12 protein-coding genes are annotated in these 14,298 nt (G+C 62.8%); 1 reads left to right on the forward strand and 11 read right to left on the reverse strand.

The window, feature by feature from the left end; translation table 11 throughout:
• Window positions 1–17 precede the first annotated feature (17 nt).
• The 3 genes from P9254_RS04310 to P9254_RS04320 form a co-directional block, all read right to left on the reverse strand.
• Window positions 18–1,934 (reverse strand): potassium transporter Kup, encoded by a 1,917-nt coding sequence (locus tag P9254_RS04310; RefSeq protein WP_278053603.1) that lies wholly within the window; start codon window positions 1,932–1,934, stop codon window positions 18–20.
• 148 nt (window positions 1,935–2,082) lie between these two features.
• Window positions 2,083–3,996 carry a potassium transporter Kup gene (locus tag P9254_RS04315; RefSeq protein ID WP_278053602.1) on the reverse strand — a complete coding sequence of 638 codons (1,914 nt, stop codon included), beginning with the start codon at window positions 3,994–3,996 and terminating at the stop codon, window positions 2,083–2,085.
• An 83-nt stretch (window positions 3,997–4,079) separates the two neighbouring features.
• Window positions 4,080–4,820: a pyridoxine 5'-phosphate synthase gene (locus tag P9254_RS04320; RefSeq protein ID WP_278053601.1), complete on the reverse strand. Its 741-nt coding sequence runs from the start codon at window positions 4,818–4,820 to the stop codon at window positions 4,080–4,082.
• Between P9254_RS04320 and P9254_RS04325 the strand changes: the two genes are divergently transcribed.
• Window positions 4,798–5,331 (forward strand): STAS/SEC14 domain-containing protein, encoded by a 534-nt coding sequence (locus P9254_RS04325; RefSeq protein WP_336619636.1) that lies wholly within the window; start codon window positions 4,798–4,800, stop codon window positions 5,329–5,331. The two genes, P9254_RS04320 and P9254_RS04325, sit on opposite strands and share 23 nt — an antisense overlap.
• A gap of 105 nt (window positions 5,332–5,436) precedes the next feature.
• Here the strand turns inward: P9254_RS04325 and P9254_RS04330 are convergent, their stop codons facing one another.
• The 8 genes from P9254_RS04330 to ilvN form a co-directional block, all read right to left on the reverse strand.
• The gene (locus P9254_RS04330; RefSeq protein ID WP_095783855.1) at window positions 5,437–6,564 is read right to left on the reverse strand and encodes an ATP-dependent DNA helicase; all 1,128 of its coding nucleotides are present in this window, start codon (window positions 6,562–6,564) and stop codon (window positions 5,437–5,439) included.
• Between the two features lie 143 nt (window positions 6,565–6,707).
• On the reverse strand, window positions 6,708–7,076 hold the full coding sequence (locus tag P9254_RS04335) for a nitrile hydratase accessory protein (protein ID WP_067323256.1): 369 nt from the start codon (window positions 7,074–7,076) through the stop codon (window positions 6,708–6,710).
• Window positions 7,045–7,704 (reverse strand): nitrile hydratase subunit beta, encoded by a 660-nt coding sequence (nthB, locus tag P9254_RS04340; protein WP_278053599.1) that lies wholly within the window; start codon window positions 7,702–7,704, stop codon window positions 7,045–7,047. Before nthB ends, P9254_RS04335 begins: the two co-directional genes overlap by 32 nt.
• Window positions 7,701–8,306, reverse strand: coding sequence for a nitrile hydratase subunit alpha (gene nthA, locus P9254_RS04345; protein ID WP_095802660.1), 606 nt, complete (start codon window positions 8,304–8,306; stop codon window positions 7,701–7,703). Before nthA ends, nthB begins: the two co-directional genes overlap by 4 nt.
• A gap of 65 nt (window positions 8,307–8,371) precedes the next feature.
• Complete coding sequence (locus P9254_RS04350) at window positions 8,372–11,530, reverse strand: efflux RND transporter permease subunit (RefSeq protein WP_278053596.1); 3,159 nt, start codon at window positions 11,528–11,530, stop codon at window positions 8,372–8,374.
• Window positions 11,527–12,798 carry an efflux RND transporter periplasmic adaptor subunit gene (locus P9254_RS04355; RefSeq protein ID WP_095802662.1) on the reverse strand — a complete coding sequence of 424 codons (1,272 nt, stop codon included), beginning with the start codon at window positions 12,796–12,798 and terminating at the stop codon, window positions 11,527–11,529. The genes P9254_RS04350 and P9254_RS04355 overlap by 4 nt, the downstream gene beginning before the upstream one ends.
• A 192-nt stretch (window positions 12,799–12,990) precedes the next feature.
• On the reverse strand, window positions 12,991–13,587 hold the full coding sequence (locus tag P9254_RS04360) for a LysE family translocator (protein WP_127241707.1): 597 nt from the start codon (window positions 13,585–13,587) through the stop codon (window positions 12,991–12,993).
• Between the two features lie 122 nt (window positions 13,588–13,709).
• The gene (ilvN, locus tag P9254_RS04365; RefSeq protein WP_040969991.1) at window positions 13,710–14,282 is read right to left on the reverse strand and encodes an acetolactate synthase small subunit; all 573 of its coding nucleotides are present in this window, start codon (window positions 14,280–14,282) and stop codon (window positions 13,710–13,712) included.
• Window positions 14,283–14,298: the final 16 nt, after the last annotated feature.

The raw sequence follows: 14,298 nt of genomic DNA on the forward strand, positions 1-14,298 counted from the left end.
TTAGGCGTTGCAGTCCCTCAAATGGCGACCTGAGTGCCGATCTCGACCACGCGCCCGGTGGGGATCTGGAAATACTCCGTCGCATCCGCCGCCGTCTTCGCAAGGCCGATGAACAGCCTGTCCTGCCAGATCGGCATGCCGGAATTGGGCGAGGCCTTCAGCGAGCGCCGCGACAGGAAGAAGGACGTCGTCATGATGTCGAACTTCCATCCTTGCTTGCGGCAGATCGCCAGTGCGCGCGGAATGTTCGGCTGCTCCATGTAGCCGAAGGTCAGCGTGACCCGCATGAACAGCTCGTTGACCGTCTCCATCTTCACCCGCTCGCTGTCCGGCACCACCGGCTGCGGCGCGGTCACCACCGAAAGAATGACATTCTTCTCATGCAGCACCTTATAGTGCTTCAGGCTGTGCATGAGCGCGGTCGGCGCGCTCAGCGGATCGCTGGTCAGGAACACGGCGGTGCCGGACACCAGCTGCGGCTTTTTCTTCGAAAGGTTCGCCGCCAGGAAGTCGAGCGGGATTTCGTTGCGGCGCGTCTTGTCGAACAGGTAGCGGCTGCCGCGCACCCAGGTCCACATGCCGAGGATGATGGCGAAAGCCACGGCGAGCGACGCCCAGCCGCCTTCGAACACCTTGACGATGTTGGAGGCAAAGAAGCCGACATCGATGAAGGCAAACAGAGCCGTTAACGACACCGCGACCCAGAGCTGCCATTTCCAGATACGGGTCATGACGACGAAGAGGAGCACCGTCGTCACCAGCATATTGCCGGTCACCGAGATCCCGTAGGCCGAGGCAAGTCTGCTGGACGCGCCGAAACCGACCACCAGAAGCATCACCACCACCGCCAGCAGCATGTTGACGCGCGGCATGTAGATCTGGCCCGACTGTTTTTCGGACGTATGCAGGATCTCCAGCCGCGGCAGCATGTTGAGCTGCACCGCCTGCCTGGTCAGCGAAAAGGCACCGGAGATCACCGCCTGGCTGGCGATAACCGTCGCTGCCGTCGCCAGAATCACCATCGGGATCAGCGCCCAGCCTTCATTCATCTCGAAAAACGGATGGCCGACGACGCCGTTCTTGGCGAGCACGAAAGCGCCCTGCCCGGCATAGTTCAATAGCAGGCAGGGAAATACGATCGCCAGCCATGCCAGCACGATCGGCTTGCGGCCGAAATGGCCGAGGTCGGCGTAGAGTGCCTCCGCGCCGGTGACGGCCAGGAAAATGGCGCCGATCGTGACAAAAGCCACGTCCGGCGAGTGGATCAGGAAGGCGACGATGTAGTGCGGGCTGATCGCCCAAAGGATTTCAGGATCGGCAATGATGTGATTCAGCCCGGACAGGCCGATGGCGAGGAACCACACGGCGGTGATCGGCCCGAAGATCAAGGCGACACCACCTGTGCCGAACCGCTGCACCGCAAACAGAATGGCCAAGATGAGCAGCGTCAGCGGCACCACATAAGGCTGAAAGGCGGGTGTCACGACATTCATGCCTTCGACGGCCGAAAGCACGGAGATGGCCGGGGTGATCACGGCGTCGCCAAAGAAAAGCGAGGCGCCGGCGATGCCGATGGCCAGGATGACCGCCGAACGCGTCGCGAAAGTGCTGCGCGCCAGCGCCATCAGCGAGAGCACGCCGCCTTCGCCACGGTTGTCGGCGCGCAGCACGAACATGATGTATTTGATCGTGACGATGATCGTCAGCGACCAGATGATCAGCGACAGCACGCCAAGGATATCGCCGCGATCGGCGACCTCACCGCGCGAGGAAGCAACGAGCGCCTCGCGGAACGCGTAGATCGGGCTGGTGCCGATATCACCATAGACGACACCCAGCGCGCCCAGCATCAGCACCTTGGTGCTGTGCTGCTCTATTTCCGGATGCCCGGTTTGCTCGACGGGTTCTGCCTCAGCACCATTGGCAAGGGCCATGACGACACTCCGATAAAATGCGCGGTGCTCTACGCTTGCTGCAATGCAATATCAAGTGCCCTGGCGTTAGGGCTCCCATACCGCCAGTGCAAGGCTCGACCTGCAGAGGTGCATTCAAATCTATGGCACAATGTGGATGCTTGAAGCGTCAGATCGCGACCTGCGTACCGATCTCGACCACGCGCCCGGTGGGGATCTGGAAATACTCCGTCGCATCCGCCGCCGTCTTCGCAAGGCCGATGAACAGCCTGTCCTGCCAGATCGGCATGCCGGAATTGGGCGAGGCCTTCAGCGAGCGCCGCGACAGGAAGAAGGACGTCGTCATGATGTCGAACTTCCATCCTTGCTTGCGGCAGATCGCCAGTGCGCGCGGAATGTTCGGCTGCTCCATGTAGCCGAAGGTCAGCGTGACCCGCATGAACAGCTCGTTGACCGTCTCCATCTTCACCCGCTCGCTGTCCGGCACCACCGGCTGCGGCGCGGTCACCACCGAAAGAATGACATTCTTCTCATGCAGCACCTTATAGTGCTTCAGGCTGTGCATGAGCGCGGTCGGCGCGCTCAGCGGATCGCTGGTCAGGAACACGGCGGTGCCGGACACCAGCTGCGGCTTTTTCTTCGAAAGGTTCGCCGCCAGGAAGTCGAGCGGGATTTCGTTGCGGCGCGTCTTGTCGAATAGGTAGCGGGTGCCGCGAATCCAAGTCCACATGATCAGCCCCATGATCAAAGCGACAGTGATCGACACCCAACCGCCTTCGACCATCTTGACGACATTGGCCGAGAAGAAGCCGAGGTCGATGACGCCGAAGAGCAGCGCCAGCGCCAATGCGAGCGCCAGCTGCCATTTCCAGAGCCAGCGCATGACGACAAACAAGAGGATCGTCGTCATCAGCATCTCACCGGTCACCGAAATGCCATAGGCGGAGGCGAGCGCGCTCGAGCTGCCAAAGCCGACGACCAGAAGCATCACGCCGAGCGCGACCAGCAGATTGACCCTCGGCATATAGATCTGGCCGCTTTGCATCTCCGATGTGTGCTGCACCTCGATGCGCGGCAGAAGATTGAGCTGCACCGCCTGTCTGGTCAGCGAGAAGGCGCCGGAGATCACCGCCTGGCTGGCGATGACCGTCGCCGCCGTTGCCAGGGCGACCATCGGCATCAGCGCCCATTCGGGAAGCATCTGGAAGAACGGGTTGGTCGGCTTGCCGCCGTGCGAGAGCACGAAGGCGCCCTGCCCGAAATAGTTGAGGAGCAGGCAAGGGAAAACGATGGAAAACCAGGCCAGCACGATTGGCTTGCGGCCGAAATGGCCAAGGTCGACATAGAGCGCCTCGGCGCCGGTGACCGCGAGGAAAACCGCGCCGACGGTGACGAAGGCGCCCGTCGGCGTGGTGGCCAGGAAATAGACCGCATAGTAGGGGTTTATAGCCAACAGGACGGACCAGTCGTCGACGATGTGATAGAGGCCGGCAACGCCGATGGCCACGAACCATGTCGCCGTGATGGGTCCAAACACTGCCGCCACCTTGCCCGTGCCAAAACGCTGCACGGCGAAAAGCACCGCCAGAATCACCAGCGTGATCGGAACGACATAGGCATCGAGCGCCGGCGTGATGACTTCCAGGCCTTCAACCGCCGAAAGCACGGATATCGCCGGCGTGATGATCGAATCGCCGAAGAAGAGGGCCGCGCCGCAGAGGCCGATCACCAGGATCAGGCTGGAGCCCTGCGGATAGGCGCTCCGTGCCAGCGCCATCAGCGACAGCGTGCCGCCCTCGCCCTTATTGTCGGCCCTCAGCACGAAGGCGACATATTTGATCGTGACGATGATGGTGAGCGCCCAGACGATCAGCGACAGCACGCCGAGCACATCGTTGCGGGCCACCACTCCCCCTGAAGCATGGAGAGCCTCTCGAAAGGCGTAGATCGGACTGGTGCCGATATCGCCGTAGACGACGCCGAGCGCGCCGAGCATCAGAACCTTGGTGCTGTGCTGCCGCTCGGCCTCGGCATGGCCCAAAGGTTCGAGGGATTCTGTTTCGCTGGCGTTGGCTAGCACCATGAACCCCACTTCATCAGATTCGCCACGCTCCAAGGCTGCCGCAAAGCGCGGAACACGCCGGAGCTACGCAAGGCATCCTCGCCCTACCATCCGCAGGCCTTCAAGAACCGCCCAACCGTGCCGGCCATGCCATACTCCAGCGCATCCGCTGTCAACCCATGTCCGATCGATACTTCGGCCAATGCGGGGATGCGTTTGATCAATGCCGACAGATTGTTCACGGTCAAATCGTGGCCGGCATTGACCTGGAGTCCCGCCGCGAGTGCCGCGTCCGCGGTTTTTCCCAGTCTTTCCAATTCCCTGGCCGCCTTGGCGGAATCGGAATGGTAACCGCCATAGGGCCCGGTATAGAGCTCGATCCGGTCGGCGCCGGTATCGCGCGCGGCATTCACGCCGGCCGCATCGGCGTCGGAAAACAGCGACACGCGAAATCCGCCCTTCTTCAGCCGCTTGACGATCGGTGTCAGGAACGCGGCCTGCGCGACGAAGTTCCAGCCGTGGTCCGACGTCGCCTGCGCCGGATCGTCCGGCACCAGCGTCACCTGCTCCGGCTGGTTCTTCTCGACAAGCGCCAGGAAATCCTCTGTCGGGTAGCCCTCGATGTTGAATTCCGTCTTGGGGAACTCATCGTCGATGAGCGCCCTGATCTCCGGCAGGTCGGAATGTCTCGTATGCCGCTCATCGGGACGTGGATGGACAGTCAACCCATGCGCGCCGGCGGCAAGAGCGATGCGCCCCAACCCCGTGACGCTCGGCCACGGCAGGTCGCGGCGGTTGCGCAGCATGGCGACAGCGTTGAGGTTGACCGAAAGCTTTGCAGGCATGAATTGGCATCCAGCTTGGTTTTGGCGGGCATCTATAGCGCCTTTGCAGGGAACAGATAGTGGGTTTCCGGTGTTCCAGAGACTAGCTGATGGCCAACACAAGGATTTGCCAGTGAATTTCCTCGAGGCGGTGCCGGCGATACGCCGCATTGAAACCAACCGTGACGCGCTTTTTGCCATCGACGTCGTCGGCGATGTCTCGCCGGCGGATGCGGAAAACCTGTTCGGCCTGCTGGAAGCTGCCTATGCCCTGCACCCGAGGATCGACGTGCTGGTGCGGCTGACTGACGAGGAGAGCGTCGATTGGGCCAACATCTCGCAAGAGACGCTGCAGCAAGGTGTGGCCGACGCGCTGGAGCATGTCGTCCGTTGCGCAGCTATCGGCGAACCGCGCTGGGCATCGCTTGTCGGCGACTTCTTTCCGAAGGTTCTGCCGTTCGAATTCCGGCATTTCCCCAGTGACGACGAAGCCGCGGCCTGGCAATGGCTCGATGCGAGGCCCGCGGAATAAGCGGACTGGAGCATTTCCAGGAAAGGTGAGAACGGCTTTCCGTTCGGAATTGCGCCAAAGCAACGAGCTAGAGGGGTTTACCGTTTCCTGACCCGGTGAACCGCTCTATCGCACGATCGTCAGCCGCTCGGCCGCACGCGTGATGGCCGTATAGAGCCAGCGCTGCCGGGTCTCCTTGAAGGCCCAGCTCTCGTCGAACAACACGACGTCGTTCCACTGCGAGCCCTGCGCCTTGTGCGCGGTCAGCGCATAGCCGTAGTCGAAATCGTCGAATCGCTTCTTCTGCTGCCATGGAATCTCGGCATCCGGATCCTCGAACGCCGCCTTCAGCAGCTTGATCTTGGCAACGCCGCGGTCGGGATCGTCCTCCTCCGGCGAGACCAGCAGGTTGATGCCGGGCTTCACCGTCTCGCGCGACGAGGTCATCACTTTCCACAGCGATCCGTTGAGCAGCCCCTTGGCCGGATCGTTGCGCAGGCAAACCAGCTTGTCGCCGGCCTGCGGATAATCGGCGGAAAAGCCCTTCAGCTCGCGCAGGCGCTGGTTGTAGCGCCGCCGCGTGCGGTTGGTGCCGACCAGCACCTGATCGGCTTTCATCACCAGATCCTGCGTGACCCCTTCCCTGCCGATCACCTGCGCCGTGCCGTAGTCGCCATGCATGAACTCGCGGCCTTCTCGCACGTCGAGCGCCAGCCGGATGATCGGGTTGTCGCGCGCCTGGCGATGGATCTCAGTGAGCAGCACATCCGGCTCGTGCTCGGTGAAGAAGCCGCCGCCCGAGATCGGCGGCAACTGCGCCGGATCACCGAGCACTAGGATCGGCGTGCCGAAGCTCTGCAGGTCGCGGCCGAGTTGCTCGTCGACCATCGAACATTCGTCGATGACGACGAGCTTGGCGCGCGCGATCGGACTTTGCCGGTTGAGTGAAAAGGTCGGCGACATCGACGTCTTGCCGGTCACCTGGTCCTCGACCGATTCCTCGCCCTTCGGCCTGTAGATCAGCGAATGGATGGTGCGGGCGTTGGTCGCTCCCTTGGAGCGCAGCACCTGGGCAGCCTTGCCGGTGAAGGCCGCGAATTGCACCTGCCCGTCGACGTGCTCGGCGAAATAGCGCGCAAGCGTCGTCTTGCCGGTGCCGGCATAGCCGAACAGGCGGAAGATCTGCGGCCGCCCGTCCTTCAGCCAGCGGCCGACCGCCTTCAAAGCCTCGTCCTGTTGGGGAGAGAATTCCATCAGTTCGACAGACCGGATTCGCGAGCGAAACACAAGGTTGGCGTGCCATCACCGGCGTCGTCGGCGACGGTCTCATTCATTATCAGCTCGGCACGCTATCAGGCGCAAACAAGAACGTAAAGGGAACGAAGTTTGAGTCCGGGCTACCGGTGGGCTCCGGGATCATTCTCCAGCAGGATCGGCTTGCCGTGCGGCGTGGCGTGCGCGGCACGCTCCCAGGCGGCCGCGAGCGCATCGATCTCGTGCTTGCCGGCGACGCCCTTGGTCGCCAGCAATTTTTCCAGCGCCGACAGCCAGTGCTCGTAATAGTCGTGGCCGTCCCTCGCGGCGTCCGGCTTCTTCACTTCGGCGGACAGGGCGTCCGCCCATTCGTTCCACGAAAACAAGCCGCTGTCGTGCAGCGCGACCGTGATGGCGAAAGCCTCCGCCTGCCACGGTTCGGCGAACACCGGATCGTCGAAGCCGCCCGGCAGTTCGGTCTCATGCGGGCTCAAGGTAGCTCTCCCAGGCATCGATCGAGACCTCAAGCGTCGGGTCGGCGCCCTCGCCCCAGATCTCGGCGCCGTCGAAAACCACGGTATAGACCCATTGCGGGTTCTCGCCCTTGCCATGCGCGTTGCTGTCCGGGAACACGAAGCCATCGCGAACGGCCTCGATCCTTCCGTTCTTGCCGCGCGCGTAGCGCGGCAGGCGCGTATGGCCGGTCGGACTGAAATTCTTCGTCCGCACGCGGTCGCCCGCCTGGAAGCGCGCCGGCGCAGCCACGGGACGGTCGCAAGGCCCACCTTTGGCGAGCACGGCAGGCACATCGGCAGCCTTCAGCACGCGTTTGGGTGTCGCCGCCGGATCGACGGCCTTGCCGGCGGCAAGGTCGCGTTCCGTCACGAAGCCATGGCGCTTCAGGAGTACCTCAAGCGCCTGGATCCAGATCTGGTAATAGCTCGACGAATAATAATCGGCGGGATGCAGCGACTCTCGCGCATGCCGGCTCTCGTCGATGTTCCAGGCACCCATGGCGCCGGCAGTGAGCGTGACGCCTAGTGCCCGCCGCTCCCAGGCAACATGGAAGTAAGGCTCGTCCGTCTCGGGCGCGACCGGGCCGAAGCCCATCTGTCCGCCGAGATCCTGTGGCCCGTTCATGCCGGCTCCTTCGCCAGCGCCGTGCCGATCATCGAATCGCGGCTGACCAGGCCGGCGAGTTGCTCCTCGCTCCAGCCCTCGGTGCCTTTCGGCCGCATCGGCACCACCAGATAGCGAAGCTCGGCCGTCGAATCCCAGACGCGGATTTTCCTGCCCGCGGGCAAGGTTAGCCCGAATTCTTCCAGCACGCCGCGCGGATCGATAACAGCCCGCGAACGATAGGGCGGCGCCTTGTACCAGACCGGCGGCAGGCCGAGCACGGACCACGGATAGCAGGAGCAGAGCGTGCAGACGACGAGGTTGTGCGTCTCCTGCGTGTTGAACACCGCCTGCATGTGCTCGCCCTGACGCCCGGTATAGCCGAGCGAGGCAATTGCCGCCGTCGCGTCGCGCTTCAGCCATTCGGCATAGGCCGGATCGTTCCAGGCCTTCGCCACCACCCTGGCGCCGTTGCGTGGGCCGATTTTCGTCTCGTAGGTATCGACGATGACGTCGATGGCCGCCGGATCGATCAGGCCCTTCTCGGTAAGGATCGTTTCCAATGCGCGCACGCGCGCCGCAAACGGATCGAGCTCGTTGTCGTGGTCGTGATCATGGGACATGGCGCAAGGTTACGATCGTGCGCACGCCCCCGCAAGCTCGGCAACTTGGGCCAGAGCCGGGCCGCCTATTCGGCGGCCAACTTTCTCGGTTCGGCATTTTCTCCGGGGTCAAAGAGCGAGGGCTGCTCGACCGGCTCGACCGCATGCAACTCCGGCCGGCTCTTCTTCGAGGAGAAGCTGAGTAGCCAGCCGGAGAAATGCTCGAAATAGACATAGATGACCGGCGTGACGAACAGGGTCAGCGCCTGGGATGCGAGCAGGCCGCCGACCACGGCAACGCCGAGCGGCTGGCGCAGCTCGGCGCTGGCGCCGGTGCCGAGCGCGATCGGGAACGTGCCCATCAAGGCCGCCAGCGTCGTCATCATGATCGGCCGGAAACGCATCAGGCAGGCCTTGTGAATGGAGTCCAGCGCCGACATCCCTTCGCGCCTCAACTCCAGCGCCACGTCGATCATCATGATGCCGTTTTTCTTGACGATGCCGATCAGCATCAGGATGCCGATCACGGCTATGACCGACAGGTCCATGCCGAAGAGCCGCAATGCAACCACCGCGCCCAGTACCGCCGATGGCAGGCCCGTCAGAATGGTCAGCGGATGAATGAAGCTCTCGTAGAGCATCCCGAGCACGATGTAGATCGTGAGGATCGCGCCCCCGATCAGCAGCCCTTGGTTGGCAAGCGAATCCTGGAACGTCTTGGCCGTGCCGGCGAAGGTGGTGCCGATCGCCTGCGGCATGCCGATCTGGTCCTTGAGCTGGTTGATGCGGGTCACCGTGTCGCCGAGCGAGACACCCTGCGGCAGGTTGTAGGAGATCGTCACCGCCGGCAGCTGGCCAAGCTGGTTGACCGTCAAGGCGCCGGCCGTGCGATCGACCCGGGCGAAGGCACCGAGAGGAACGAGGCTGCCGCTCGCCGTTCTCACCTGAATGGCCAGCATGCGCTCCGGCGACCACTCGATCTTCGGATCGAGCTCGGTGATGACTTCGTAACTGTCGGCCGAGCCGAAAATGGTTGAGACCTGATCGGTGCCGAAGCCGCCATAGAGGGCGGAGCGCAGCGTGTCCGTGTCGATACCGAGCTGAGCGGCCTTGTCGCGATCGACGACCAGCGACGCCTGCAGCGCGTTGTTCTGCAAATCACTTGTGACGTCAGTGAAGAATTTATGATCGGCGGCCATGGCGTCGTTCAATTTCTGCGCCCAGGCGTCCGTCGCGCCGTTATCGAGGCCTTGGACGACCAGCTGATAGGCGCTGGCCGAGGACCGCGAGCCGAGCCTGAGGTTCTGCACCGGTTGCATATAGGTTTCGATGCCGGCGACGCCGGACAGCTGCCGCCTCAAATCGGAAAGCACCTTCTCTATGTCGGGACGCTTGTCCTTGTCCTTCAGTTGCACGAACAACTGTCCCTGATTGAGCGCATTATTGCCGCTGCCCACCGACCAGGCGACGTGATCGACGTAAGGCGAATGCGAGAAGACGTCGGCGACCTGGCTCTGCAGCTTCGTCATCGCGTCGAAGGAGATGTCCTGGCGGGCGATGGTGGTTACCGAGATCTGGCCTATGTCTTCTTGCGGGAAGAAGCCCTTCGGCGAAACCTGGATCAGCCAGACGGAGGCTGCCGCGGTGCCGACGAAGACCAGGAACACCAGGAAGGTGTGGCGCAGACAGAAGCTCAGGATCCAGTCATAGCCACGCGTGATGAGATCATGTCTGTGACCGTCGGCATGCGCGTCGCGATCGGCCTTGGTCACCGACAAGAGCCGCGAGCACAGCATCGGCGTCAGGGTCAGCGACACGAACATCGACGCCAGGATGGCGACCGTCACCACGACGGCGAATTCGTTGAAGATGCGACCGATGACGCCGCCCATCAGAAGCACGGGGATGAACACCGCCACCAGCGAAATCGAAATCGATATGATGGTGAAGCCGATCTCGCGCGCGCCCTTGACCGCGGCGTCGAAAGCCGACAGCCCATCCTCTTCCATGTGGCGGAAGATGTTTTCGAGCATGACGATCGCGTCGTCGACGACTAGGCCGACGGCCAGCGTCAGACCCATCAGTGAGATGTTGTCGATCGAGAAGCCGAACAGGAACATCGCGCCGAGCGTCGCGATCAGCGAGATCGGCACGGCCACCGCCGGGATGATCGTTGCCGTGACGCGGCGCAGGAACACGAAGATCACCATCACCACCAACGCGATGGTCAGGAGCAGCGTGAACTGCACGTCGTCGACGGCCTGGCGGATCGAGGTGGATCGGTCGTTGAGCAGTTTGATGCTCGCGGCAGCCGGCATCTGGTCCTGGAAAGACGGCAGCATCGCCTTGACCTTGTCGACGACGTCGACCGTATTGGCGTCGGGCTGGCGCTGCACGGCCATGATAATGGCGCGCGTGCCGTCATACCAACTCGCCGTCGTCGTGGTTTCGACCGAGTCGATGACGCGCGTGACCTCGCCCAGCCGCACCGGATGGCCGTTCTTGGTGGCGATGATAATGTTTGAAAAATCGGCGGCGTTCATCAACTGAGTGTTGGCCGTGATCGTCAGCTGCTGCTTGTCGTTCTGCAGCACGCCGAGCGGGGTGTTGCTGTTGGCCGAGGCCACGGCCGTCTGCAACTGGTCGATCGAGATGCCGCGCGCGGCGAGCGCGGTCGGATCGATCTGGATGCGCACCGCATATTTTTGCTGTCCGTAGATCGAAACCTGCGCAACGCCATCGATGGTCGACAGCGAGGGCGAGATGACGTTTTCGGCGAAGGCGTCGAGGTCGGTGAGTGGAACGGTGTCGCTGACCAGCGACATCAGAAGAATCGGCGCATCGGCCGGATTGACCTTGCGATAGCTTGGCGGCGCCGTCATTTGCGGCGGCAGCGATTTTTGCGTGCGCGCAATGGCTGCCTGAACGTCCGCGGCAGCCGCGTCGATGTCGCGGTTGAGCACGAACTGGATGGCGATCGAGGTCTGGCCCAGCGAGTTGGTGGTCGAAATCGAATCGATGCCGGCAATGGTTGCGAACTGCTTGATCAGCGGCGTCGCGACCGAGGTCGCCATGGTCTCCGGCGAAGCGCCGGCCAGTTGGGCCGAGACATTCACCACCGGGAACTCCGCGCTGGGCAGCGCCGCAACCGGCAGGAACTTGTAAGCGAACAGTCCGCCCAGCACGAGGGCGAACGACATCAGCAGCGTGGCGACGGGCTTTCGTATGCAGAATTCGGAAATCATGGGCGAGCCTCGCCGGCCTTGTCGGCTTGTGCGACCTTAGGCGAATTTTGATCGCCGCTGCTGCTCGCTGTCTTGCCTTCGTGCACCGTCGCGCCGTCCTTTAGCCTTGTCTGGCCTTCGACCACCACTTTCTCGCCGCCCTTGAGGCCCTGGCTGATGGCGCTGTTATCGCCCTCCGTCAGCGCCACCTGCACGGGCCGCATCTCGACCGTGTTGTCCGGCTTGATCACATAGACGAAGGGACCTTTCTGGCTCGGCTGCACCGCGACCGTCGGCACCGAGGTCATCTGCGGCATCGTGCCGGCATCAAGGATGACATTCACATACTGCCCCGGCCAAAGCGAAAGATCGGAGTTCGGTATGCTCGCCCGCGTGGCGATGGTGCCGGAGGCGGTGTCGACGCTGGAATCGACGAAATCGAGCGTGCCCTTGCCGATCGGCGTGGGATCGCCGTCCTTGGTCAGCGTCACGTCGCCTTGCTGTGGGCTCGCCAGCGCCTTGTGCAATAAAGCAAGGTTGCTTTCCGGAAGAGTGAAATTAACCTGCAGCGGGTCCATCTGTGTGATGGTCACAAGCGGCGTCGTGGTGCTTGAGCCGTTGCTGGTGGTGACGAGATCCCCGACCGAGACGTTGACCGCTCCCAGCCTGCCTGAGATGGGCGCGCTGATGGTCGCGTAGCTTAACTGGACGGTATCGGCGTCGATCGTCGCCTTGTCGGCATCGATGGTGGCGGCCGCGGCCTTCTGCGCCGCCAGTGCCTGGTCGTAAGTCTGCTGCGTGCCAGCCTGCTTGGCGACAAGGTCCTTGGCGCGCTGAAGATCCGCCGTGGCGCTCACCAGCAGGGCCTGGTCCTTGACGAGCGTCGCCTGATCCTTGGCAAGCTGCGCCTTCAGTGCGCGGTCATCGAGCGAGAAGAGAAGGTCGCCGGCCTTGACCATTTGCCCGTCCTTCACCGCGATCGACACGATCTGGCTGGAGACACGGGCATTTACGCTGACCACCGACGGTGAGGAGACGAAGCCGATGGCGTAGCGACGGATCGGAAAATCGGCGGTCGTCGCAGTTGCCGAAACGATCGAGGCGGAACGCGCGCCGCCAGCGCCGCCCTTCTGGCTGCCCGATGCCTTGGTCGTGTCGGCGCCGGCTGTGTCGGCCTGCTGGCCGGAGATCAGCTGCTGCACCCTGCCCATTGTGGCGGGCGACAGATAAAGGCCGACACCTGCAAGGCAGGCCAGAGCGACGACTGTAAAGGCGATTTTTCCGCGCATCGACAACTGGCCCTCTATCCGACACGCCGAAACCGGTGGTCTATTCTCAGCTCATTTCACGGCCGTTGCCGCGAATTTCGCCGAATAGATAGGACAAGGCTTTGGCGGAAAAGGGCCAAAACGCGGGATTACGAAGATTTAATATGCACTGCACAATTGTTGTGCAGCCGGCTAACGTGCCGTGGCGATCCCTTAACGCAGCATCGGCCAGAGCGTCGCTGCGAGCAGCAGACCCATTCCTATGTTGAACCATTTCAGCCGCACGGGATCCGAAAGGAAGCCGCGCAGCGCGGTGCCGAACCCGGCCCACACCGAAACGCTGGGCAGGTTGACGATGGTGAAGGCGATCGAAATCAGCGCCACCGAGACGAACGGATGATCCGGATTGGTGTAGACGGCCATGGCAGTGATCGCCATCACCCACGCCTTCGGGTTGACCCATTGGAACGCGGCGGCATCGATGAAGCGCATCGGACGCGCCTTCGCCCCGTCCTTGCCACCCATCGAACGCGACATGGCGATCTTCCAGGCGAGATAGAGCAGATAGGCTGCGCCGGCGATTTTCAGCGCAGCATGCAGCGCCGGAAACGCTGTCAGCACCGCGCCGAGTCCGAAGCCGACGGCCAGCAGCAGAACCAGAAAACCGATGCTGATGCCCAGCATATGCGGAACCGTTCTGACTATGCCGAAATTGACGCCGGAGGCCAGCAGCATGAGATTGTTCGGCCCCGGCGTGATCGACGTCACGAAGGCATAGACCAGGAGTGCAAGGAACGCGTTGACGGACATCATATCCTCCCCGGATAAGTCAGCTATATTGTCCTTTTTCGGCAGGCGCGCAAAAGCCACGGACGGGCGACCGCCGGACCAGCGAGGAGAATTTGAAGCAGCCGGAGCGGTGGGTGGCGCGCCTACATGCCCTGCGGGCCGCGGTTCATGGCTGCGACACCGGTGCGGCAGATCTCGACCAGGCCGAGCGGCTTCATGATGGCAATGAACTGGTCGAGCTTGGAACCCTTGCCGGTGATCTCGAAGATGAAATGCTCGGTGTTGGCGTCGATGACCGACGCGCGGAAGGCATCGGCCAGCCGCAGCGCCTCGACGCGGGCGTCGCCGGCGCCGGCGACCTTGACGAGGGCAAGCTCGCGCTCCAGCGGCCGCTCCTGGCCGAGTTCGTGCGAGCGCACGGTGAGATCGACCACGCGGTGCACCGGCACGATCCGCTCGAGCTGGTGCTTGATCTGCTCCAGCACATGCGGCGTGCCGCGCGTCACGATGGTGATGCGCGACAAATGCTTCTCGTGCTCGGTCTCGGACACCGTGAGGCTTTCGATGTTATAACCGCGCCCCGAAAACAAGCCGATGACGCGGGCAAGCACCCCCGGTTCGTTGTCGACCAGCACGGAAAGCGTGTGCGTTTCCGGCTTTTCGGTTTCCTTGGCGATGAAGTAGGCGGAGCCGGTCGGCTGGAGCTGTGCGTTCATGACGTGAATCTCGATT

It is taken from the genome of Mesorhizobium sp. WSM4983 (assembly GCF_029625765.1).
Taxonomy (GTDB): Bacteria; Pseudomonadota; Alphaproteobacteria; order Rhizobiales; family Rhizobiaceae; genus Mesorhizobium.

Bases quoted from the DNA above. Each gene is read 5' to 3' on its own strand.
- P9254_RS04310 (WP_278053603.1), bottom strand. From the start codon at position 1,934: ATGGCCCTTGCCAATGGTGCTGAGGCAGAACCCGTCGAGCAAACCGGG.
- P9254_RS04315 (WP_278053602.1), bottom strand. From the start codon at position 3,996: ATGGTGCTAGCCAACGCCAGCGAAACAGAATCCCTCGAACCTTTGGGC.
- P9254_RS04320 (WP_278053601.1), bottom strand. From the start codon at position 4,820: ATGCCTGCAAAGCTTTCGGTCAACCTCAACGCTGTCGCCATGCTGCGC.
- P9254_RS04330 (WP_095783855.1), bottom strand. From the start codon at position 6,564: ATGGAATTCTCTCCCCAACAGGACGAGGCTTTGAAGGCGGTCGGCCGC.
- P9254_RS04335 (WP_067323256.1), bottom strand. From the start codon at position 7,076: ATGCCTGGGAGAGCTACCTTGAGCCCGCATGAGACCGAACTGCCGGGC.
- nthB (WP_278053599.1), bottom strand. From the start codon at position 7,704: ATGAACGGGCCACAGGATCTCGGCGGACAGATGGGCTTCGGCCCGGTC.
- nthA (WP_095802660.1), bottom strand. From the start codon at position 8,306: ATGTCCCATGATCACGACCACGACAACGAGCTCGATCCGTTTGCGGCG.
- P9254_RS04350 (WP_278053596.1), bottom strand. From the start codon at position 11,530: ATGATTTCCGAATTCTGCATACGAAAGCCCGTCGCCACGCTGCTGATG.
- P9254_RS04355 (WP_095802662.1), bottom strand. From the start codon at position 12,798: ATGCGCGGAAAAATCGCCTTTACAGTCGTCGCTCTGGCCTGCCTTGCA.
- P9254_RS04360 (WP_127241707.1), bottom strand. From the start codon at position 13,587: ATGTCCGTCAACGCGTTCCTTGCACTCCTGGTCTATGCCTTCGTGACG.
- ilvN (WP_040969991.1), bottom strand. From the start codon at position 14,282: ATGAACGCACAGCTCCAGCCGACCGGCTCCGCCTACTTCATCGCCAAG.